Here is a 20673-nt window from a genome sequence, read left to right as displayed (position 1 = left end):
GGGCCGTGCCGGACACCGCCCGCCCGACGGGCATGGTCGGACACGGCCCGGAGCCCGGTGCCGGGAGAACCGGCGCCGGGTCACGTGGGCGGCCGGACCAGCCCCGTACGGTAGGCGAGAGCGACGAGCTGCGCCCGGTCGCGGGAGTGCGTCTTCGCGAGCGTGCGATGCACGTGGGTGCGTACGGTCAGCGGGCTCAGCACGAGACGGTCGGCGATCTCGTGGTTGGAGAGCCCCTCGGCGACCAGCACCGCCACCTCCCTCTCCCGCGGAGTGAGCCCCGCCAGCGCGTCCGCGTCGGCGGGCGGCATGGGCGGCGGCGTACCGACGAACGAGGCGATCAGTGAGCGGGTCGCCATCGGTGACAGGAGCGCCTCTCCCGCGGCCACGGTCCTGATCGCGTCGAGCAGGGTGTCGGGGTCCGCGTCCTTCCCGAGGAACCCGCTCGCCCCGGCGCGCAGTGCCCGGGCCACGTACTCGTCGGTCTCGAAGGTGGTCAGGATCAGGACCCGGGTCGGGGCCAGATCCGGGTCGGAGCAGATGGCCTCGGTGGCCGCCAGCCCGTCGGTTCCCGGCATGCGGATGTCCATCAGGACCACGTCGGGGCGATGCGCGCGCACCGCCCCGACGGCTGCCGCGCCGTCCGACGCCTCGGCGACGACCACGAGGTCGTCGGTGGAGTCGATGAGCATGCGGAACGTCGCGCGCAGCAGGCCCTGGTCGTCAGCCAGCAGTACGGTGCAGGTCACGTGGTGGGTTCCTGTTCGGGAGAAGGGCCGTTCGCGCTCAGCTCGCCCGGCAGCAGAGGGAGTTCCGCCACCACCGAGAAGCCGGTTCCCCGGCGCCCCGCGGTCAGGGTGCCGCCGACGAGCTGCGCTCGCTCGCGCATGCCGAGCAGTCCGAACCCCGAAGGCGCCCCGGCCGGTTCTTCCGGGCCCGCCGCGTCGTGGGCTCCGGTGGGGCCGTCGTCGGTGACGGTCACGACGACGCGGTCGCGGTGGTAGCGCAAGGTCACGGTAGCCGCGTCGGTGTGCGCGTGTTTCGCCGCGTTGGTCAGCGCTTCCTGGACGATCCGGTACGCGGTGAGGCCGACCCCGGACGAGACCGGGAGCGGCTGCCCCTCGGCGCGCAGGGCCACCCGGAGCCCCGTCGCCGCGAACGACTCCGCGAGAGCGGGCAGATCCGCCAGACCCGGGGCCGGGTCGAGGGGCGAATCGGTGTCACCTGCCTCCCTGAGCACCGCCACCGTCGCCTTGAGCTCGCGCAGCGCGGCCGACGTGGTGCCCGCGAGATCGTCGAGAACGCGGGCGACCCGCGGGTCCGGGTTGCGGCGGGCGAGATACGCGGCGGTACCCGCCTGCGCGTTCGCCAGCGTCATGTGGTGGGCGACGACGTCGTGCAGGTCGCGGGCGATGCGGATGCGTTCCTCGTCCACCCGGTGCCTGGCCTCCTCCTCGCGGGTCCGCTCCGCGAACACGGCCCGCGCCTCCACCGCTTCGAGGTACGCCCGGCGCAACTGGACGGCGCCTCCCATGTACGGCATCAGCAGCAGCCATGCGACCGGATTGACGGTCTGGAGCACGAAGGAGTAGTTCGCCGTGTCCTCCAGCAGCGACACGGCCACCAGCAGCACGGTGACTCCGGCCGCCCACCGGAGGGCCTCGTGCCGGTCCCCGTCCCGCGCGAACCAGTACAGGGCCACCATCAGCTGACCGAGGACCAGCGGCGTCAGCAGGAACCCCAGGGACGTGGCCACGGCCGCGCACACGGCGGTGACCACGACCGTGCCACGCGGGTACCGGCGGTGGGCCGGCAGGGCCAGGCTGCCCACGCCGCCGAGCACCGCGCCCCAGATCCACTGGCTGCCGTCGTCCGGGTGCGTGCTGGTGGGGACACCGGCGGCGACCGTCACCGCGAACAGGCAGAGCGCGAGGGCGGCATCGGCGACCACGGTGCGCCGCCGCACGAACTCCGCCCAGCGCGTGACGAGAGGCCGAGCCTCCATCAGCGGCCTCCTTCGGGCTGTCCGTCCCATGATGATCTCCCTCGATCGCGGTCGCGAGCGGGCTGCCCGTGTCGCGGGGGACCCGGGCAGCCCGCAGCCGATACGGCCCTTCCGCCCGCCTCAGACTCCGGCGGGTTCCCGCTCCGAGGACGTCCCGGACCCGGCTTCCGCCGCCTCGGCCGGTGCGGAGAGCTTCTCGCCTTCCACGTCGACCTTCGGCAGGATCCTGGCCAGCGGCTTCGGCAGCCACCAGGCCCAGTGCCCGAGGAGCGCGAGGACCGCGGGTACGAAGGCCATCCGGACGACGAGGGCGTCGAAGAGCACGGCGATCGCCAGACCGAACCCGATCGTCTTGACCATCGACTCGTCGGCGGTCACGAAGCCCGCGAAGACCGACATCATGATCAGCGCGGCGGCGACGACCACCCTCCCGCTGGCGCGGAAACCACTGACCACGGCCTGCTTCGGGCTCTCGCCGCGCACGTGGGACTCGCGGATACGCGAGACGAGGAAGACCTCGTAGTCCATCGCGAGGCCGAAGACGATGCCCACCAGGAAGATCGGCATCATGCTCATGATCGGTCCGGCCTGCTCCACGCCGAGCAGATCCGCGGCCCAGCCCCACTGGAAGACGGCCACCACGGCACCCAGCGCGGCCAGCACCGACAGGAGGAAACCGAGCGTGGCCTTCAGGGGGACGAGCACCGAGCGGAAGACCATCATCAGCAGGAGCAGGGCGAGACCCACGATGAGGATCAGATAGGGAACGAGGGCGTCCTGGATCTTCTGGGCGACGTCGATGTTGAGCGCGGTCGTCCCGGTCACCTCGAAGGTGGCTCCGGTGCCGTCCTCGATCGCGCCCCGGTCGCCGCGGATGGTGTCGACGAGCTCGACGGTTGCCTTGTCGGTCGGGCTGGTGGAGGGCACAGCCGACAGGACGGCGGTGTCACCGGCCGCGTTGAAGCGGGGTGCGGACACCGATTCCACGCCGTGCGTCCCGGCCAGGCGGTCGTGGATGCCCGCCACCGCGTTCTGCGGATCCGACGCGCCCTGGGCGTCCACGACGATGGTGAGCGGACCGTTGAAGCCGGGACCGAATCCCTCGGCCAGCGCGTCGTACGCCCGGCGTTCCGTGGTCGCCACGGACTTCGACTCGGCACCCGGCATGCCCAGCTGCAGATCCAGCACGGGCAGGGCGATCACGCCCAGTCCGATCACCGACGCGATCAGGACCGGCAGCGGACGGCGGGTGACGAAACGGGCCCAGCGGCTGCCACCGTTCTCCGCCGGCTTCGCGTGGACGCCCTCGGCGGACGCGGCGGCGACGGCGGCATCGGCCGCCCGTGCGGCGGCGTGCCGACGGGCGCGGCGCCCCTCACCCGGGGCAGTGGTGCGCAGCGCCGCCTTCCGGGCCTGCCGCGCGACCTTGCGCAGCCGGCGCGACAGTACGGTGTTCGGCCAGAAACCGAGCAGGGCGGGGACCAGGGTGAGCGCGATCAGGATGCCGACGGCGACCGCTCCCGCCGCGGCGAAGCCCATGGTGGTCAGGGTGGGAATACCGACGACGAACAGGCCCGCGAGGGCGATGATCACGGTGAGGCCGGCGAAGACGACCGCGGAGCCGGCCGTTCCGACCGCCGTCGCGGCGGCTTCCCTGGCACCGCGGCCCTTGCCGCGCTCCTCGCGGTAGCGGGAGACGACGAACAGGGCGTAGTCGATACCGACCGCGAGGCCGAGCATGGACGCCAGCGAACTGGTCGAGGAGGAGAGGCCGAACGTACTGGCCAGAGCACCGATCGCCAGAACGGACACGCCGACGCCGACGACGGCGGTCAGCAGCGGCAGCCCGGCCGCCACCAGCGAACCGAACGTGATCAGCAGGACCACGGCGGCGACGAGCACGCCGATCCCTTCCGCGGGACCACCCGACTCCACCTGGCCGGCCAGCGCGTCGCCGCCCACCTCGACGGTCATCCCGCTCGCGCGGGCGTCGTCGATCGCGTCCTGGACGGGGGCCTTCTCCGCGTCGGTGAGCTCGTTCGCGGTCTCCTTGAACGTCACCGTCGCATAGGCGGTGCCGCCGTCCTCACTCACCGCGCCCGCGGCGAACGGGCCCACGGCCGAGGCGACGGCCCCGGCACCGGCGGCTTCGGCCACCGTCCCGTCGACGACCGCCCGGTTCGCGGCGCTGGTGACGCGCTCCCCGTCCGGCGCGACGAAGACGATGCGGGCGGTGGCCCCGTCCGAGGCCGCCCCGGGGAAGCGCTTCGCCATCAGGTCGTAGGCCTGCTGGGACTCGATCCCCGGCATGGTGGTGGCGGAGTCCTCGGCCTCCGGCGCGACGGCGGAACCGACGGCGGCGCCGACCAGGACCAGCCCCCACAGGGCGATCACGAGCAGGCGCCTGTGGAAGGCCCCGAGGCCAAGGCGGTAGAGGAAGCGAGCCACGGTTGCGGGCCTTCCGGTCGAAGAGGTGCGGACTCCTCCACTCTCTCCGGGCAGCCGCCGACGGGCGTCGTGCGCCTGCCGTCATCCGCCGTACTGCGCTGGTGGTACGCGCCGGCCCGGTGTCGTACGCGGGTACGGGCTCCCGGACGGCCGAGCGGGACGAGCTCGCCGTCGCGGAGCGGGTTCTTGAGCGGGTGAGCGAACAGCTTGCCGACGAACGCGCCCCGGCCGCGCCGACGCCCGGGCAGGTGGGCGGACGAGCGGTGATGCCCGCGCGGACGAGCGGTGATGCTGGTCCCGCACCTGGATATCCGCCGCCCGGCCCGGCCGCACCCACGACAACACCGCCGCCCGCCACGACCACCTCCTGGCCCACCTGCGCGCCGCCGGCCTCGGAGCCCTGGCGGACCTGGCTCCCGCGGCCTGGACAACGACGTACTCGCCCCCGTGATCGTCACCGGCTTCCACGCCACCCCCGCCCACAAGCTCACCCCCGGCCAGAGGGCCGCCAACCGCGTCCCCGCCAACGGACGCGCACCGGTCGAGCACGGCTTCGCCCACCTCAGGAACTGGCGGATCCTCACCGAACTCCGCACCGACCCGGCCCGCGCCACCCGCCTCCTGCGCGCCCTGCTCGTCCCGACGAACCTCGAAGTCAACCGCTGAGGGGTCCGCTCAGCAGGCAGTCGCCCACGGCGAATTGGAGTGTTCCGGTAACCGTGCGTACGGGCCCGTTGCCAGCGACCCATTGAGCCGGCCCCCTCCGGCCCCTGGAACCGGTGTGCGTCAGGGCTGAATGGTTTCCAGGTCCTCGAGGAGGCTGGAGTGGGTCGGCTGCCACCCGAGGGCATCGCGGGTGTGGGCGCTGGACGCCGGCTGGTCCATGGCGAAGATCGGGCCGAACGGGCCGAAGTTCTCCTGCGGAACCTCCTCGACCGGCAGGCCCAGTCGCCGGCCGATGACTGTGGCGATGTCCCGCACCGCGTCGCCCTCGTCGCCGACGGCGTGCCAGGCCGTCCCGGCCGGTGCGGACTCGAGGGCCAGCCGGAACAGGACGGCTGCGTCGAGCGCGTGCACGGCCGGCCAGCGCTGGGTGCCGTCGCCCGGGTAGCCGGCCACCCCGGTGCGGCGCGCTTGATCGGTCAACAGGCCTGCGAATCCGCCCTGACCCTCGTTGTGGACCGTGCGCGGCATGCGGACAGCCGTGCTGCGCACACCGCGCGAGGCGAGGTCCAGCAGCGCGTTGACCGAACGGCCCCGACCGCCCACCGGTCCGTCGGTCGGCAGCGGATCGGCCTCGGTGGAGGCGCGTCCCGGCACCCAGGGCGTCCCGGAGACCGTGACGATCGGGTGGTCGCTTCCGATGAGTTCCTGCCCCAGCGTGGCGAGAGCGGTGCTCTCCTCGGCGATGGCCTGCGCGAGAGCGTCCGGACTGCTGTAGTCGCGTCCGAACGCCAGACTGATCACGCCGTCGCACTGCGCTGCGCCGGACCGCAGGACGTCGAGGTCCGCCAGGTCTCCTCGCAGCACCTTGGCACCAGCACTGTGAAGGGTCTGCGCGGAGCCGCCCGAGCGGGCCAGTGCGAGAACGGTGTGGCCGTTGCCGAGGAGTTCGGCGACGACGGCGGAGCCGATGGTGCCGGTACCGCCGGTGACGAAGACATGCATGAGCTCTCCCTGAAAGTGATGGGACTGTTGTCCCATCACTGACCCTACATGGTGACGGGACAGGTGTCCCATCGCCTATCCTGGTCGCATGACCAGATGGCAACCGGGGGCGACCCAGCGACTCGTCGTTGCGGCCGTCGACCTGTTCACCGAGCAGGGTTACGACGCCACCACGGTGACGCAGATCGCCGAGCGCGCCGGTGTCACCAAGAGCACCTTCTTCCGGCACTTCTCCGACAAGCGCGAGCTACTGGTCGCCGGCCAGGAGACGCTCAGCAGGCTGCTCGCCGATGGCATTACCGAGGCCCCTACGAGCGCCAGCCCGCTCCAGGCGGTAGCAGCCGGTCTCGAGCGCGCGTCGAGTGCCATGGGACCAGCGAACCGCGAACTCGGCCCCCGCCTCGAAGCAGCCGTGGCAGCCAGCACCGAACTGCAAGAGCGCGACGCCCTCAAGAGCGTCGGTCTCGCGGCCGCCATGACGGCCGCACTCATCGCCCGTGGGGTCCCCGACCCGACCGCGCACCTCGCGGGCGAGCTGGGAGTCCTCGCGTTCAAGCGGGGATACGCCCAGTGGTCCGAAAGCGATCGCGATGACAAAGAAGGGCTCGCGCCACATGCACTGGCAGCCCTGGAAGACCTGCGTGCGGCAACGGCATCGCTGGGCTGATCCCGCGCGGCGTACCATGGGCCACGATCTTCCGCGCGTCCGGTATCCGCCCCGCCCCGAGCTGGAGGCCCACGCGATGAACGACGCCGACCCCGGGATCTTCGGCACCGGTACGGTCACCTGGCAGATGCACGCGGACCCGATGATGTGGGTCGCCGGGGTCCGGGCCCTCTACCTCCAGGCACTGCACCCGCGCGCCGTACGCGGCGTCACGCAGAACAGCGACTTCCACCAGGACGCCTGGGGACGGCTGCTGCGCACCGCCGACTTCGTCGGCGTCCTCACCTACGGCACGACCCAGGAGGCGGAGAAGGCCGGCGCCCGGGTCCGCAGGATCCACGCACACCTCACCGCCACCGACCCGGAGACCGGCGACACCTACGGCGTGGGCGAACCGGGGCTGCTCCGGTGGGTGCACTGCGCAGAAGTCGCCTCCTACCTCGAAGTCCAGCGCCGCTCCGGCTATCCGCTCACCGACGCGCAGGCCGACCGCTACGTCGACGAACAGCGCCGCAGCGCCCGGCTCGTCGGACTCGACCCGGCAACCGTCCCCGCCACCACCGCGCAGCTCGACGCCTACTTCGACCGGGTCCGGCCCGAACTCGCCGCCTCACCGGAGGCCGCGGAGGTCGACGGCTTCCTGCGCCGCCCGCCCGTGCCCGCGCCGCTGGTGCCCGCCCGAGCCCTGCTCTGGCGACATGTCGCCGCGCTCGCCTACGACTCCCTGCCGCCCTACGCCCACGCGCTCTACGGCCGGCCGGCCCCGCCCCCCGCGGCGGTCGACCGGCGGCTGCGCGCCACCGGCCGGCTCCTGCGGGCAATACCCGCGCGACTGCGATGGCGACTGCCGCCCCGCCGCATCGTGACGGCGATGGCCCGACTCGGCCCCGGGAGCCGCCCCGACCCGCGTCGACTTCCGTGACGGGCCGCCATACTGGAGCGGCCGGGGGAGGGCGCGGACGTAGCGGAGCGACGGGGGGCGACGACTGACCATGGCGGAGACCAGGCTGATCCAGGGGCGGTACCAGCTGCTCGACTTGATCGGGCGCGGCGGAATGGGCGAGGTGTGGCGCGCCCGCGACGAGTCGTTGGGCCGCCAGGTCGCCGTCAAGTGCCTCAAGCCCTCCGGCCCTCCCCACGACCGCTCCTTCGCCCGCGTCCTGCGGGAGCGGTTCCGCCGCGAAGCCCGGGTGGCCGCCGCGCTCCAGAACCGGGGCGTCACCGTCGTCCACGACTTCGGCGAACACGAGGGCGTCCTCTACCTGGTGATGGAGCTCCTCGAAGGGCGCAACCTCGGTCAGCTCCTGGAGGACAACGGCCGGCGCGCACTGCCCGTCGACGACGTGATCGACATCGCCGAACAGATGGCCGACGCCCTCGGCTACACCCACCGACAGGGCATCGTGCACCGCGACCTGAAGCCCGCCAACATCATGCGGCTCACCGACGGCACGGTGAAGATCTGCGACTTCGGCATCGCGCGCCTCGCCCAGGACACCGCCTTCACCTCCAAGCTGACCGGTACCGGCATCTCCATGGGCACCCCGCACTACATGTCGCCCGAGCAGATCGGCGGAGTCGGCGTCGACCACCGCAGCGACCTCTACTCTTTGGGCTGCGTGCTCTACGAGATCGCCACCGGAGTACCGCCGTTCGACCTGGACGACGCCTGGGGCATCCTCGTCGCCCACCGCGACACACCGCCCCGCCCCCTGCGCGCCCACCGCGCCGAACTCCCCGAGTTCCTCGAGCGGACCGTGCTCGACCTGCTGGCCAAGTCCCCCGAGCAGCGCCCGGAGGACGCGGGCTCACTGCGGCGGCGGATCGCCCTCGCACGCACCGGAAACGTACGGGAGACCGGTCCCGCCGGACACCCGTACCCCGCACCGGCCGCCCCAGGTCCTGAGCTTCTTCCGCCGGCCCGCGCTGAACTTCTCCCGCCCGCCCGCCCCGAGCCGCACCCGTCCGCCGGCTTCGTACTGGCCCCACCCGCCCTCCCCGCGCTGCCGCAGGACGCCGGTCCGGGCGAACTGCCCGGCTGGAGCAGGTCGATGACCACCGGCCGCAGGGCCACCGGCACCCAGCGCCGGGTCCCCGGACCGGGCGACCACACCGCCGCGCTCACCGGCGCGTGGACGACCGGCGTCCGCCCCTCAACGCCCACGGCCGCCCCCGGAGCTCCGGCCGCCGACGCGGTGCGCTCTCTGGCCGGACGCCACGCGTCGGGCCTCGCCCTCGCGCGCCTCGGACGCTGGGCGGAGGCGGGGGAGATCCACCGAGCGGTCGCGACCGAGCGCGCCCGGCTGCTCGGGGCCGCCCACCCGGAGGCGCTCGCCAGCCGGTACGAACGAGGCGTCTGCCTCAGTCGCACCGGGTACGACACCGAGGCGCTGGCGGAGTTCGGCCACGTCTCCGAGGGCCGGGCCAGGGCCTTCGGGCCCGACCACCCCGAGACCCTGGCGGCCCGCCAGGAGACGGCGTACGTACTGGGACGCCTCGGGCGGCACGCCGAAGCGCACCGGGTGTACGCGGCGGTGCTCACCGCCCGGGAGCGTACGGCCGGCCCCGACCACCCGGACACCCTGAGCTGCCGCCACGACATGGCGTGCAACCTCGGCCGGCTGGGCCGCGCGGAGGAGTCGTACCGCATGTCCCGCGAGGTCGCCGACGCACGCGCCCGGGTGCTCGGCGCCGACCACCCGGACACTCTGGTGACCCTCTTCGAAGTGGGGTACGCCCTCGGTCGGACGGGGCGGTGGCAGGAGGCGCTGGACACCTACACGGGGGTCGCCCGGGGCCGGGTCCTCGCACTGGGGGCCACCCACCCGGACACCCTCTCCACCCGCCACGAGATCGGCGTCTGCCTCGGTCGCCTCGGACGGGGAGCGGAGGCGGCGGAGCTCTACCGCGCCCTCGTCCACGACCGGACGGGAGCGGGCGGGCCCGACGACCCGGAGACGCTCCGGGCCCGCCACGGCCTGGGCGTCAACCTCGGCCGCCTCGGCCAGTGGGAAGAGGCGCTCGCCGAGGCACGCACGGTGTGCGCCGCGCGGGAACGCACCCTGGGCCCCGACCACCCCGACACCCTCGTCAGCTGCCGCGAGATCGCGGTCTCGCTCGGATGGCTCGGCCGCTGGGCGGAAGCACTCGTCCTCTACCGACGGGTCGCCGAGGCCAGGACCCGGGTGCTCGGGCCCGTCCATCCCGACGCGGTGGCGAGCCGCGACGACGAGGCCCGCTGCCGCCGGCAACTCGACGCCGGAGCGTCTCTCGCCGAGCCCCACCGGCCCCCCGCGACACCCCGCCCCGCGACACCCCGTCCCGGGACACCGTCGCCCCGGTGAAGGGACGCCTCCGGAGGGGCCGGGTTCGGCCCGTCCCCGTGCGGCAGGTGAGCAGCGGTGCGCCTCGTCGGGCGACGGGGGCCCCACCCGTGCACTCCTTGCCCCTCCGACACGGCCGGATCGCGTCCTACCGCAGCAGACGACCCGTCCGGACCCTGGATACATGGGGGATACCGGAAATACCGCGCCAGGACCGGACAGCACCGGCCACATCTACCAGGCTCTCCTCGAAGGTGCCATCGCCCCGCGCCCGCCCTATCCGCCCGACTGTCCCTTCTGCGACCTCCGTCAGGACCGCTACCGCACGCACTACGCCGACCACTGGGTTCTCCTCGAACCGCGTGTGATCGTCCCCGCCCACACGGTCCCCCCGCACGACCGCTGGACCATCACGCCGGACCGCAGGGCCATGAACCTCTGGGACGCCGAACCCCTCCCGGGCGCCCGGTGCCACATCCCGCACCGCCTCGTCTGCCCGTACCTCCGGCCCGGGGACTTCGGGCTCTGGATCACCCTGCACCGGCAGATGAACAGGGACAGGATGGGCCGGCTCTTCGACCTCCCGGAGGACGGGCCCTCGGCGGTCGATCACTGACGGAGCGTCATGCCGACCTGATGTCGATCACTGCCGCTGCGATGATGGGGGTATGTCTGATGCGGAAGTCGAGGTGCCTGCGTCTTCGCGCGGGTATGCAAAAGGGCGGGCACGCCGTGAGCAGATCGTGACGACGGCTGCTGAGGCGTACGCGGACGTGGGCTATCACGGTGCTTCGCTGCGGGAGATCGCCAAGCGCGCGGGCATCAGCCACGTCGGTCTCCACTACTACTTTCCCAGCCGCGAAGCGCTCTTGGCGGCGGTGCTGGAGCGTCGGGACGAGGAGGACACCGCGCGGCTCGGACCGAAGGAGTACTCTCCCGCGGCGGCGGTGCAGCACTTGGTCGACCTGGCCGATCACAACGCCCGGCATCCGGGCATCGTGGAGTTGTACGTGCGTGTCGCGGCGGAGGCGTTCTCCGAGGATCATCCCGCGCACCAGTACTTCACGGATCACTACAGGACGACGCGGGAGTATGTGCACCGTGCGTTGCGGGAGCTGGCGGAGCAAGGGGCGTTGCGGGAGGGGGTCGACCCCCGGGTGGCGGCGGCCGGGTTCGTGGCGCTGATGGACGGGTTGCAGGTGCAGTGGCTGACAAGTCCGGATGAGGTGGACATGGCCGGGGTGCTGCGTTCCCACGTGGAGCTGCTCCTCAAGGAGCCTTCGGCATAGGGGTGTGCAGGCGCCACAGCAGCAGGAGGGCAACAGCGGCGGTGGCCACTTCGCCGGCTGCCAAAGCGGCCCAGACGCCTGTGGTGCCCAGTCGGCCCAGGGTGGCGACCAGAGGAACCTTGATCAGGAGCAGGGTGCCGATGGAGATGAGGTACGCGGGTGCCGGACGGCCCAGCGACTGGGCGTAGGCCGCTACCAGCGGGCCTGTTCCGGCGACGGTGAGCCCGATCGCGATCACCGGCAGCGCCTGCCCGGCGACGGTGATGGTGTCGGCATCACTGAGAAACAGGCCGGCCAGGGGTCTGGCCAGCGCTGCGAGGGCGGTGGCGGTGATCAGGCCGTACACCACGGAGGCGATCAGCGAGTAGTTGCGGGCCTTGAGCGCGCGGCCGGGCAGGCCGCGTCCGGTGTTGTAGCCGACGAGGGGCTGCAGCCCCTGGCTGATGCCGGTGTGCGGCATCATCACGAAGGTCTGCAAGCGGGCGCAGACGGCGTAGGCGGCGAGCGCGGTGGCCGACCCGGTGGCCGCGAGGGTGGCGTTGACGAGAACGGCCAGGAGTGTGACACCGGTGCCGGCCAGGAACGAGGGCAGGCCGACGCCCAGCAGGGCGCGCAGCGTCGAGCCGTGCGGCAGCAGGTCCCGCAGTCCGATGCGGTAGGGGCGGCGTTTCTGTACGAAGAAGAACCACAGGCTCATCGCCGCGGACACGGCCTGGCCGCCGACGGTGCCGAGCGCGGCGCCCCGTACACCCATGTCGAATCCGAAGATGAGCAGCGGGTCCAGGGTGATCTGTACGGCGACGGGCACGAGCCACAGCAGGGTGGAAAACCCCATGCGGCCTTCGGCTCGCACGAGGCTGGAGAAGCCGGTGGATACCAGGGCCCCGCACAGCAGCACCACGGCATAGGGGCGGGCGGTCGCCCCCAGTTCGCCAGTGGCGCCGAGCAGAGTGAGCAGCGGGTTCAGGAACGCCAGGCCGAGCAGGGTGGTGGCCGCGGCGCAGGCCCAGAAGAGGGCGAAGGAGTTGCCCGCCGCGCGGGCGGCGGCCCGGTGGTCTCCCGCGCCCAGGGCTCGGGAGACCAGGGAGGCGCCGCCGGCGCCGACGGTGGTGGACACCGCGCCCAGGAGCAGCAGGAGGGGAGCGACCAGATTGACCGCGGCCATGGCGGTGTCCCCTGCGCCGCGGCCGACGAACCAGGCGTTGGTGAGGGCGTAGACGCCGTACACGCCCACAGCGGCGGTCGTCTGGGTGCAGGAGCGCCACAACAGCCGGGCTATCGGATCGGTGCCGAGCCGGGTCGTGTGGTCGGTGGGGGGAACCGCCTGTACGGAAGTCACTGGCGGGTGCGGCCGAGCAGAGCCATGGCCTCGTCGAGGCGAGGGCGCGCCCAGTCGTACTGGTGGGTGTCGGTGTGCCCGCGGTACACGGTTTCGATGACCATGATCAGTACCAGGTAGAGGCAGTACAGGCGGCGGCGGGTCTGCTCGGTTTCGGTCAGCTCGCCATGACCGTAGCCGCGCATGAAGGGTCCCGAGTCGCCGAAGGCGGCCATCTGGCTGCCGGTGAAGCCGGCCTCGATCAAGGGGTCGCCGTAGAAGGCGCGTTCGTGGTCGATGATGCAGACGATCTTGTTGTCGCGGACCATGACGTTGCTCGCCCACAGATCCCACTCCACCAGGCGGGCTTCTGTGACCTCGTCGAGGCTGCCGGCTTGTTCGGCCACGACCGCGCGCACGGTGTCGTACTTCCAGCCGATGTCGACGCCACGGCGCTCGCCGTCGACGAGCACGTGCTCGATCATCGTGGTGAACGCCTGCCGCCAGGTGGCATGTCCCGGCCCGGCCGGCGGGCCGAAGTGCGGACCTCGGACGGAGTTGATCTCCCGGTTGAACGCGCCGAGCTGCTCCATCAGGACGTCTCGCTCGGCCGTGGGAAGCGACTCGGCGATGACGCCGAGGTTGTCGGCGTCGACGTACGGCATGAAGAAGTAGTCGGCGTCGCACAGCTCGCGGCTCCGATCGGCGAAGTCGACGGCGGGCACGGGGACGGCGGTCCGCGTGCGCAGCAGGTCCAGCGTGGTCAGTTCGATCGACATGGCGCCGTGCTCGTAGGTCATCACCTCCACACCGGAGGGCGGGGCGATCTTCAGTACGACCTCGGCGCCATCGCGCAGGCGGATGCGGTAGGCGACGTTGAACCAGCCGTGCCCCAGCTCGCTCGCCCATCCGTCCCCGGCCGGGACCTGCCCGGCTCCGTAGGCGCGCTCGATCATGGCGCACAGCACCTCGGGAGACTGCCTGTTCTTGGTGATGCTCTCCACAGTCGTTCCTTCGTCAATGGCGTGTCGGCGGTGTCTCCGCGAGGGAAGGGGCAAGGCCCCCGTACGCGGTCGACTGCATGGCCCTCGGCAGGCGCACAAATACTTACCACGTGTTAGAAATTCTCCACCAGGGGGTGAAGACAGGTTTCTGCGCGCCCGGGCCTGCGAGCTGAAAGACGGATCACGGTCGGACCCATGGCCGCTACCGGATCGCAGTCGCGGAGACAACTGGAGGCCACGGGCCCGCTTGCTGCGGCACCGCTTCACCGCGGGACAAGTCGCCTGGCCGAGGCGACTCGCGGGTCGCCTTCGGCGAAAACGATCTTGGCGACGCGGTGGAGGGTGCTCCGGTGCGCCTCGGCGTCGCTGCACGGTTCCTTCCCCATGCGTGTCGCGCGTCAGGGCCCGGCAGCCGCGCCCGCCTCACGTACCTCTGGCCGGGCGCGGCCCTCCCGTGCTAACAAGGCGGATGACCGTACCCCGGAACCCGACGCAGAAGACCTACGACGCCGTGATCGTGGGCGGCGGCCACAACGGTCTGGTGGCCGCGGCGTATCTCGCCGGGGCCGGGCAGTCCGTGCTCGTGCTGGAGCGGCTGGGGACGACCGGCGGCGCGGCCGTCTCCACCCGCCCGTTCCCCGGGGTCGACGCCAGGCTCTCCCGGTACTCCTACCTGGTCTCCCTGCTGCCGGCCAAGGTCGTCCGTGACCTCGGGCTCCGCTTCACCACCCGCCGGCGCACCGTCTCCTCGTACACCCCCACCGTGCGCGGCGGTGCGGCGACCGGGCTGCTCGTCGGCGACGGCCGCACCAGGGAGAGCTTCGCCGCGCTCACCGGCGGGGACCGCGAGTACGACGCCTGGCGGCGGTTCTACGGCATGACGCGGCGGGTGGCCGAGCGCGTCTTCCCCACACTCACCGAACCCCTGCCCGAACGGGACCGGTTGCGGGAACGGATCGGGGACGACGCCGCCTGGCGGGCGCTGTTCGAGGAACCGCTCGGCGTCACCGTGGAGGAGCGGTTCGCCGACGACCTGGTGCGCGGGGTCGTGCTGACCGACGCGCTGATCGGGACGTTCGCCGACGCCCACGACCCGGAGCTGCGCCAGAACCGCTGCTTCCTCTACCACGTCATCGGCAACGGTACGGGCGACTGGGACGTCCCCGTCGGCGGCATGGGCGCGCTCACCGACGCGCTCGCCGACGCGGCGCGGTCGGCCGGTGCCGAGATCCGCACCCGGCACGAGGCGGTACGGATCGAGACGGACGGCAAGATTGCCGAGGTCACCGTCCGCGACGACCGGGGCGAGCACACCGTCGCCGCCCGCCGGGTCCTCGTCAACGCCTCACCCCAGGCGCTCGCCGCCCTCACCGGGGAACCGGGCGACGGACCGCCCACCCCGGCCGAGGGCGCCCAGCTCAAGGTGAACATGCTGCTCACCCGGCTGCCCCGGCTGCGCGACCGGTCCGTCGACCCCCGTGCGGCCTTCGGCGGTACGTTCCACATCGCCGAGGGGTACGACGCGCTGGCCCTCGCCCACCGCGAGGCGGCGGAAGGACGGCTGCCCGGCGCACCGCCGTCCGAGATCTACTGCCACTCCCTGACCGACCCGTCGATCCTCGGCCCCCGACTCGCGGAGCGCGGCTTCCACACCCTCACCCTCTTCGGGCTGCACACCCCCGCCCGGCTGTTCGCCGCCGACAACGCGGGCGCCCGCGAGACCCTCCTCGCCGCCACCCTGGCGCAGTTGGACGCCCACCTGGAGGAGCCGATCGCGGACTGCCTCGCCCGCGACGAGAACGGCGCCCCCTGCGTCGAGGCGAAGACCCCGCTCGACCTGGAGCGCGAACTGCGCCTGCCCGGCGGCCACATCTTCCACCGGGACCTCTCGTTCCCGTACGCCACCGAGCACACCGGCCGCTGGGGCGTCGAGACGGCGCACGCCAACGTCCTCCTGTGCGGCGCCGGTGCGGTGCGCGGCGGCGGGGTCTCCGGCGTCCCCGGCCACAACGCGGCGATGGCCGCGCTGGGCCGCTGACGGGGGCCACAGGAAGCACCGGCCACCGCGCGTACGCGCCGCGGTGCGTCACCACGGCGCCGCTGGGCCCGCCGCGCGGTCCCGCCGCTCGGCCCCGCCCGCTCAGTCCGCCGAGGGTGCCCAGCCGATCGCCGTGATGCGGGCCGCGTCGGCCGGACGGGACTCGTCGAACAGCGCGCGGCCCGCGTCGGTCACCCGGATCGCGTCGGCGTACACCCCGCGCCCCACGTAGAGCTTGTCCGTCGCGTACCGCCAGCGCAGCAGGATCTCCTGGCCCCGCCAGGCGCCGAGCCCGGCGGTCACGGTGTGCCAGACCCGGCCGGACCAGCCCGACACCGTCCCCGCCGGGTGGACGGCCGGCGTGCCGTGCGCCCCGGGGGAGGCGGGCACGGTGGAGAACGGCACCGGCTGCCATCCGGCGCCCGCGTCGGCCGACACCTCCAGGTACAGCGCGTCCGAGTCCGGCTCGGTGTCCCACCAGAGCGAGCACTCCAGCCGGGCCCGCTCGGAGGCGGGGCGCAGGGCGGGCAGCGTCAGCAGGGCGCTGGAGGCACTCGTCATCCCGGAGAACCACGCGGTGCGCCCGTGCGCCGGGCGGACCGCGACGGCACGCGCCATCCGGTCGGCGGTGGCGACGCGCGGAGCGCTGCCCGAACGCCACGTGCGCACGGGGTGGACGGAGTTGCCGAGCACGATCAGGAAGGAGTCGGTCGTCGGGTCGATCACCAGGCTGGTTCCGGTGAACCCGGTGTGGCCCGCCGTGCGGGGGGTGGCCATCGCGCCCATGTACCAGTGCTGGTGGAGCTCGAACCCCAGCCCGTGCGCGTCGCCGGGGAACGCGGTGTTGAAGTCGGTGAACATCAGCTCGACCGACTCCTCGGACAGGATGCGGGCCCGCCCGTAACTCCCGCCGTTGAGCAGCGTACGGGCGAGGATCGCCAGGTCCCAGGCGCGGGAGAAGACCCCCGCGTGTCCGGCCACCCCGCCCAGGGAGTACGCGTTCTCGTCGTGCACCTCTCCCCGGACGAGCCCCCGGTCCAGCCCGGACCACGGCAGCCGGGCGTCCTCGGTGGCCGCGATGTCCGGCAGCCAGGACGCGGGCGGGTTGTAGCGGGTGCGGCGCATCCCGAGGGGTTCGGTGATCTCGTCCCGCAGCAGGACGTCGAGCGTGCGGCCGGTGATCTTCTCCAGGATCAGCTGGAGCGAGATCAGGTTGAGGTCGGAGTAGAGGTACGCCGTGCCCGGGGCGTCGAGGAGCGTCTCGTCCCAGAGGAGTTGGAGCTTTCCCTCCCGGGTCGACGCCTTGTAGAGAGGGATCCAGGACCGGAAACCCGAGGTGTGGGTCAGAAGTTGACGGATCGTCACCTCACCCTTGCCACCGCCGGCGAACTCGGGGAGGTACGAGGCGACCGTGGCCTCCAGGGTGAGCCGGCCGCGCTCGATCTGCTGCACCGCCAGGATCGAGGTGAAGAGCTTGGACACGGAGGCCAGGTCGAAGACGGTGTCCTCGGTCATCGGCACCTGCTGGCCGGCGGGGAACTCCACGCCGGTGTCGGTCTTCTCGTCGTACGCCGCGTACCGGACCGCCATCCCGATCGGCCGGTGCAGGGCGACCGTACCGCCGCGCGCCGCGAGCAGGACCGCCCCGGCGTACCACGGGTGGCTGGGGGAGTCCTCCAGATAGGCGCTCGCCACGTTTACGAGCGCGTCCAGCTGCTCCTCGATCAGCCCGGCCCGCCCGGCGGAGCCGTGGCGCAGGGTGGGCCGATCCATCGCTGCCGCCATACCGGCTCCCGTTCCCGCCCGTGGATCCTGGGCCTCCGCCCCGGAGGCCCCCGTGCCGGGCTCGGCGCCCACCGCCACGCCCGCGAGAGGGAGCGGCGCCAGGGCGAGTGCCCCGCCGAGTGCGAGTATCCCGCCGCCCAGCCTCCGCCGGCCGATCCCGAAACCCTTCGTGTCCCCGGTCATCCGTGACCCCTCTCGGTCCGTGTCCGACGCCTGTGTGAAAGTAACTTCCGAAAATGCGTCCGATCGTGAAACTTGTTGCCGAAGGAGAGGGTACTGTCGCCGCCGCCGTTCCGTACGGGGTTGTGCGTACCGGTAATTGACGTGCTGTCAGAGAGGTGGTGTCCGGGCGCGCCGTCCCGGTATCCGCGTCACCCTTGACCGGCGGCCGTCGCGCGCACAGGATTCCGGCCATGACAGGTGTACGCAGCAGTACGGTCGACGGCCTCCTGACCCGCAGCGCCCGGCGCACCCCCGGCCGCACCGCGCTCCGGTACGCGGACCGGTCGTGGACCTACGCGGAGCTGGACACCGCCGTCAGTACCGCCGCCGCCGTCCTGACCGGCGAGCACGGACTGCGCCACGGCGACCGGGTCGCCACCTACGCGCACAACTCCGACGTCTACCCCATCGCCTACCTCGCCTGCGCCCGCGCCGGTCTCGTCCACGTACCGGTCAACCAGAACCTCAAGGGCGACGACCTGAGCCACCTGCTCGGCGACTGCGGCAGTTCCCTCGTCCTCACCGATCCGGACCTGGCGGACCGCGTCCCCGCCGGACACGCGGTGCGGGCGCTGCGCGACGCCCCGGGGTCCCTGCTCGACGCCCTCGCCACGCCCCGCCCGTTCACCCCCGAGCGTGCCGTGGGCGCCGACGACCTCGTGCAACTGCTCTACACCTCGGGGACCACAGCCCTGCCCAAGGGCGCGATGATGACGCACGGGGCCCTCGTGCACGAGTACGTCAGCGCCCTCACCGCACTCGGCCTCGGCGCGGACGACCGGCCCGTGCACTCGCTGCCGCTCTACCACTCCGCGCAGATGCACGTCTTCCTGCTGCCCTACCTCGCTTCCGGAGCGGAGAACACCGTTCTGGACGCCCCGGACCCCGGCCGTATCTTCGACCTCGTGGAGGCGGGCCGGGCGGACAGCCTCTTCGCCCCGCCCACCGTCTGGATCTCTCTCGCCAACCACCCGGAGTTCGCCACCCGCGACCTCGGCGCCCTGCGCAAGGCGTTCTACGGGGCGTCGATCATGCCGGTGCCCGTGCTGGAACGGCTGCGCGCCCGGCTCCCCGGCCTCGCCTTCCACAACTGCTTCGGCCAGAGCGAGATCGGGCCGCTCGCCCTCGTCCTCGGCCCCGAGGAGCACGAGGGCCGGATGGACTCCTGCGGCCGGCCCGTCCTCTTCGTCGAGGCGCGCGTGGTCGACGAGGACGGCACGGAGGTTCCGGACGGCACGGCCGGTGAAATCGTCTACCGCTCCCCGCAGTTGTGCCAGGGCTACTGGGGGCGCCCCGAGGAGACCGAAGAGGCCTTCCGCGACGGCTGGTTCCACTCCGGCGACCTGGCGGTGCGCGACGCGGACGGCTACTTCACCGTCGTCGACCGGGTGAAGGACGTCATCAACTCCGGCGGGGTCCTCATTGCCTCCCGACAGGTGGAGGACGCCCTCTACACCCACCCCGAGGTGGCCGAGACCGCAGTCGTCGGACTGCCCGACGAACGCTGGATCGAGGCCGTCACCGCCGTGGTCGTGCTGCGCGACGGGTTCACCGCCTCCGAAACGGCCGCCGCCGGACTGATCGCCCATGTCCGCGAAAAGCTCGCTTCCTTCAAGGCCCCGAAGAGGGTCGTCTTCGTGCGGGATCTGCCGCGCAACGCCAGTGGCAAGATCCTCAAACGGGAGCTGCGCGAACGGTACGCGCAGGGTGCGGAATGAGCCTTTCGGTGAGGCATGCTCGGTTCGCCCGGGAGTAGGTGATCTGACACCAAATATCGCTTGTACGGGGCCGGTTAGGCATCGAACGGGCCACGGTCCGGCGTCAGGTGTGTGTACCTTTCCGCCGAGCCCCGAACTGCCTTGACCCGCACCTCGCCCGTCACCTACTTTTCGGCCTGCTCGACTGAAAAGTAGGGGCCTCCACGGGGGCCAGGGAAGGGAACGTTGTGAACTGGTACCTGGACGTACTCAAGAACTACGTGGGCTTCAGCGGACGTGCGCGCCGCAAGGAGTTCTGGATGTTCGTGCTCTTCAACTTCATCATCGCCGTCGTGCTGTCCATCATCGGCCAGGTCATCGGCTCGCAGTTCCTGTACTACATATACGTGCTCGCGGTGATCATCCCGAGCCTGGCGGTCGGCGTGCGCCGCCTGCACGACACCGGCCGTTCGGGTTGGTGGTACCTCATCGGCCTCGTGCCGCTGGTCGGCGGGATCATCCTGCTCGTCTTCTTCGCGTCCGAGGGCAAGGCCGAGGCGAACCAGCACGGCCCCAACCCGAAGTACGCGGCCTGACCGCGCGCTCCGCACGCCGGAGCGGCACCCACATCCCGGAGGCCGGGACGGCAGCGCATGCCGTCCCGGCCTCCGGCCGTGCGACGGCCCCGGCGGGCACCCCGGAGCGGGACGGCGGTCCGGCCGGCGCCGATCTACGATGACCCCATGAGCGGCGAGCGAGACCTCCGCACCCTCCTGAGCTCCCTGCGGCCCGAGCTGCACGAAGGCCGGTACGTCTTCACCAGCGTGCGCCGGGACGCCGTACCGGCCGGCGTCTCGCCGGTCGTCACGGTCACCGAGCGCGAGGGCCTGACGCTCGTCCTGCCCGAGTACGAGGCGAAGCAGGCCGGCCTCAGCCACGCCTTCATGGCAGGCTGGATCACCCTGCGGGTGCACTCGGCCCTGGACGCGGTGGGGCTCACCGCCGCCGTCTCCCTGGCGCTCACGGACGCGGGCATCAGCTGCAACGTGGTCGCCGGATACCACCACGACCACCTCTTCGTCCCGTACGAGCGGGCCGCCGAAGCCGTCACCGTACTGGAGTCGCTCGCGGCCGAGTAGCCGTCCAGGGCGTTTCGTTCGGACGGGGCCGGGCCCGCCGGGCCGGGCACCGGCCGCGGCGCCCGGATTC

General features: G+C 72.3%; 17 protein-coding genes. 10 read left to right on the top strand and 7 right to left on the bottom strand.

Features of this window, described 5'->3' with window-relative positions; translation table 11 throughout:
- Positions 1 to 80: 80 nt before the first annotated feature.
- The 3 genes from OG599_RS00710 to OG599_RS00700 form a co-directional block, all read right to left on the bottom strand.
- A complete protein-coding gene (locus OG599_RS00710; RefSeq protein WP_327173921.1) occupies positions 81 to 749 on the bottom strand; it encodes a response regulator transcription factor in 669 nt (222 codons plus the stop codon).
- On the bottom strand, positions 746 to 2005 hold the full coding sequence (locus OG599_RS00705; protein WP_327173920.1) for a sensor histidine kinase: 1260 nt from the start codon (positions 2003 to 2005) through the stop codon (positions 746 to 748). Before OG599_RS00705 ends, OG599_RS00710 begins: the two co-directional genes overlap by 4 nt.
- Positions 2006 to 2125: 120 nt before the next feature.
- Positions 2126 to 4453, bottom strand: a complete 2328-nt coding sequence (locus OG599_RS00700; RefSeq protein ID WP_327173919.1) for an MMPL family transporter — start codon at positions 4451 to 4453, stop codon at positions 2126 to 2128.
- A 447-nt stretch (positions 4454 to 4900) separates the two neighbouring features.
- Between OG599_RS00700 and OG599_RS00695 the strand changes: the two genes are divergently transcribed.
- Positions 4901 to 5119, top strand: a complete 219-nt coding sequence (locus tag OG599_RS00695; RefSeq protein WP_327173918.1) for a transposase family protein — start codon at positions 4901 to 4903, stop codon at positions 5117 to 5119.
- A gap of 120 nt (positions 5120 to 5239) precedes the next feature.
- On the opposite strand, the gene OG599_RS00690 is transcribed toward OG599_RS00695, so the two are convergent.
- The gene (locus OG599_RS00690) at positions 5240 to 6121 is read right to left on the bottom strand and encodes an SDR family oxidoreductase (RefSeq protein ID WP_327173917.1); all 882 of its coding nucleotides are present in this window, start codon (positions 6119 to 6121) and stop codon (positions 5240 to 5242) included.
- An 88-nt stretch (positions 6122 to 6209) separates the two neighbouring features.
- On the opposite strand from OG599_RS00690, the gene OG599_RS00685 reads away from it, so the two are divergent.
- The 5 genes from OG599_RS00685 to OG599_RS00665 all read left to right on the top strand — a co-directional run bounded on the left by OG599_RS00685 (position 6210) and on the right by OG599_RS00665 (position 11400).
- A complete protein-coding gene (locus tag OG599_RS00685; RefSeq protein WP_327173916.1) occupies positions 6210 to 6788 on the top strand; it encodes a TetR/AcrR family transcriptional regulator in 579 nt (192 codons plus the stop codon).
- Between the two features lie 76 nt (positions 6789 to 6864).
- Positions 6865 to 7710 (top strand): oxygenase MpaB family protein, encoded by an 846-nt coding sequence (locus OG599_RS00680; RefSeq protein WP_327179890.1) that lies wholly within the window; start codon positions 6865 to 6867, stop codon positions 7708 to 7710.
- 70 nt (positions 7711 to 7780) lie between these two features.
- Positions 7781 to 10132 carry a serine/threonine-protein kinase gene (locus tag OG599_RS00675; RefSeq protein WP_327173915.1) on the top strand — a complete coding sequence of 784 codons (2352 nt, stop codon included), beginning with the start codon at positions 7781 to 7783 and terminating at the stop codon, positions 10130 to 10132.
- A gap of 163 nt (positions 10133 to 10295) precedes the next feature.
- Positions 10296 to 10727 carry a DUF6083 domain-containing protein gene (locus OG599_RS00670; protein ID WP_327173914.1) on the top strand — a complete coding sequence of 144 codons (432 nt, stop codon included), beginning with the start codon at positions 10296 to 10298 and terminating at the stop codon, positions 10725 to 10727.
- 52 nt (positions 10728 to 10779) lie between these two features.
- Complete coding sequence (locus OG599_RS00665; protein WP_327173913.1) at positions 10780 to 11400, top strand: TetR/AcrR family transcriptional regulator; 621 nt, start codon at positions 10780 to 10782, stop codon at positions 11398 to 11400.
- Here the strand turns inward: OG599_RS00665 and OG599_RS00660 are convergent.
- On the bottom strand, positions 11381 to 12739 hold the full coding sequence (locus tag OG599_RS00660) for an MATE family efflux transporter (RefSeq protein ID WP_327173912.1): 1359 nt from the start codon (positions 12737 to 12739) through the stop codon (positions 11381 to 11383). The two genes, OG599_RS00665 and OG599_RS00660, sit on opposite strands and share 20 nt — an antisense overlap.
- On the bottom strand, positions 12736 to 13722 hold the full coding sequence (locus tag OG599_RS00655) for a phosphotransferase family protein (RefSeq protein WP_327173911.1): 987 nt from the start codon (positions 13720 to 13722) through the stop codon (positions 12736 to 12738). The genes OG599_RS00660 and OG599_RS00655 overlap by 4 nt, the downstream gene beginning before the upstream one ends.
- A gap of 469 nt (positions 13723 to 14191) precedes the next feature.
- Between OG599_RS00655 and OG599_RS00650 the strand changes: the two genes are divergently transcribed.
- Positions 14192 to 15760 (top strand): phytoene desaturase family protein, encoded by a 1569-nt coding sequence (locus tag OG599_RS00650; RefSeq protein ID WP_327173910.1) that lies wholly within the window; start codon positions 14192 to 14194, stop codon positions 15758 to 15760.
- A 102-nt stretch (positions 15761 to 15862) separates the two neighbouring features.
- Here the strand turns inward: OG599_RS00650 and OG599_RS00645 are convergent, their stop codons facing one another.
- Entirely contained in the window at positions 15863 to 17728 is a 1866-nt protein-coding gene (locus tag OG599_RS00645; protein WP_327173908.1) for a serine hydrolase, read from the bottom strand.
- A 230-nt stretch (positions 17729 to 17958) separates the two neighbouring features.
- On the opposite strand from OG599_RS00645, the gene OG599_RS00640 reads away from it, so the two are divergent.
- The 3 genes from OG599_RS00640 (at position 17959) to OG599_RS00630 (ending at position 20603) form a co-directional block, all read left to right on the top strand.
- A complete protein-coding gene (locus tag OG599_RS00640) occupies positions 17959 to 19485 on the top strand; it encodes an acyl-CoA synthetase (RefSeq protein WP_327173907.1) in 1527 nt (508 codons plus the stop codon).
- Between the two features lie 227 nt (positions 19486 to 19712).
- Positions 19713 to 20060 carry a DUF805 domain-containing protein gene (locus tag OG599_RS00635; protein WP_327173906.1) on the top strand — a complete coding sequence of 116 codons (348 nt, stop codon included), beginning with the start codon at positions 19713 to 19715 and terminating at the stop codon, positions 20058 to 20060.
- 147 nt (positions 20061 to 20207) lie between these two features.
- Positions 20208 to 20603 (top strand): ACT domain-containing protein, encoded by a 396-nt coding sequence (locus OG599_RS00630; RefSeq protein ID WP_327173905.1) that lies wholly within the window; start codon positions 20208 to 20210, stop codon positions 20601 to 20603.
- Positions 20604 to 20673: the final 70 nt, after the last annotated feature.

This window comes from Streptomyces sp. NBC_01335 (assembly GCF_035953295.1).
GTDB lineage: Bacteria > Actinomycetota > Actinomycetes > Streptomycetales > Streptomycetaceae > Streptomyces.
Note: the sequence above shows the minus strand (reverse complement) of the source record. Positions and strands in the feature narration are given on the sequence as shown.

Coding starts and splice junctions, on each gene's coding strand:
- OG599_RS00650 (WP_327173910.1), top strand. CDS start 14,192: ATGACCGTACCCCGGAACCCGACGCAGAAGACCTACGACGCCGTGATC.
- OG599_RS00675 (WP_327173915.1), top strand. CDS start 7,781: ATGGCGGAGACCAGGCTGATCCAGGGGCGGTACCAGCTGCTCGACTTG.
- OG599_RS00640 (WP_327173907.1), top strand. CDS start 17,959: ATGACAGGTGTACGCAGCAGTACGGTCGACGGCCTCCTGACCCGCAGC.
- OG599_RS00680 (WP_327179890.1), top strand. CDS start 6,865: ATGAACGACGCCGACCCCGGGATCTTCGGCACCGGTACGGTCACCTGG.
- OG599_RS00690 (WP_327173917.1), bottom strand. CDS start 6,121: ATGCATGTCTTCGTCACCGGCGGTACCGGCACCATCGGCTCCGCCGTC.
- OG599_RS00645 (WP_327173908.1), bottom strand. CDS start 17,728: ATGACCGGGGACACGAAGGGTTTCGGGATCGGCCGGCGGAGGCTGGGC.
- OG599_RS00630 (WP_327173905.1), top strand. CDS start 20,208: ATGAGCGGCGAGCGAGACCTCCGCACCCTCCTGAGCTCCCTGCGGCCC.
- OG599_RS00685 (WP_327173916.1), top strand. CDS start 6,210: ATGACCAGATGGCAACCGGGGGCGACCCAGCGACTCGTCGTTGCGGCC.
- OG599_RS00705 (WP_327173920.1), bottom strand. CDS start 2,005: ATGGAGGCTCGGCCTCTCGTCACGCGCTGGGCGGAGTTCGTGCGGCGG.
- OG599_RS00665 (WP_327173913.1), top strand. CDS start 10,780: ATGTCTGATGCGGAAGTCGAGGTGCCTGCGTCTTCGCGCGGGTATGCA.
- OG599_RS00670 (WP_327173914.1), top strand. CDS start 10,296: ATGGGGGATACCGGAAATACCGCGCCAGGACCGGACAGCACCGGCCAC.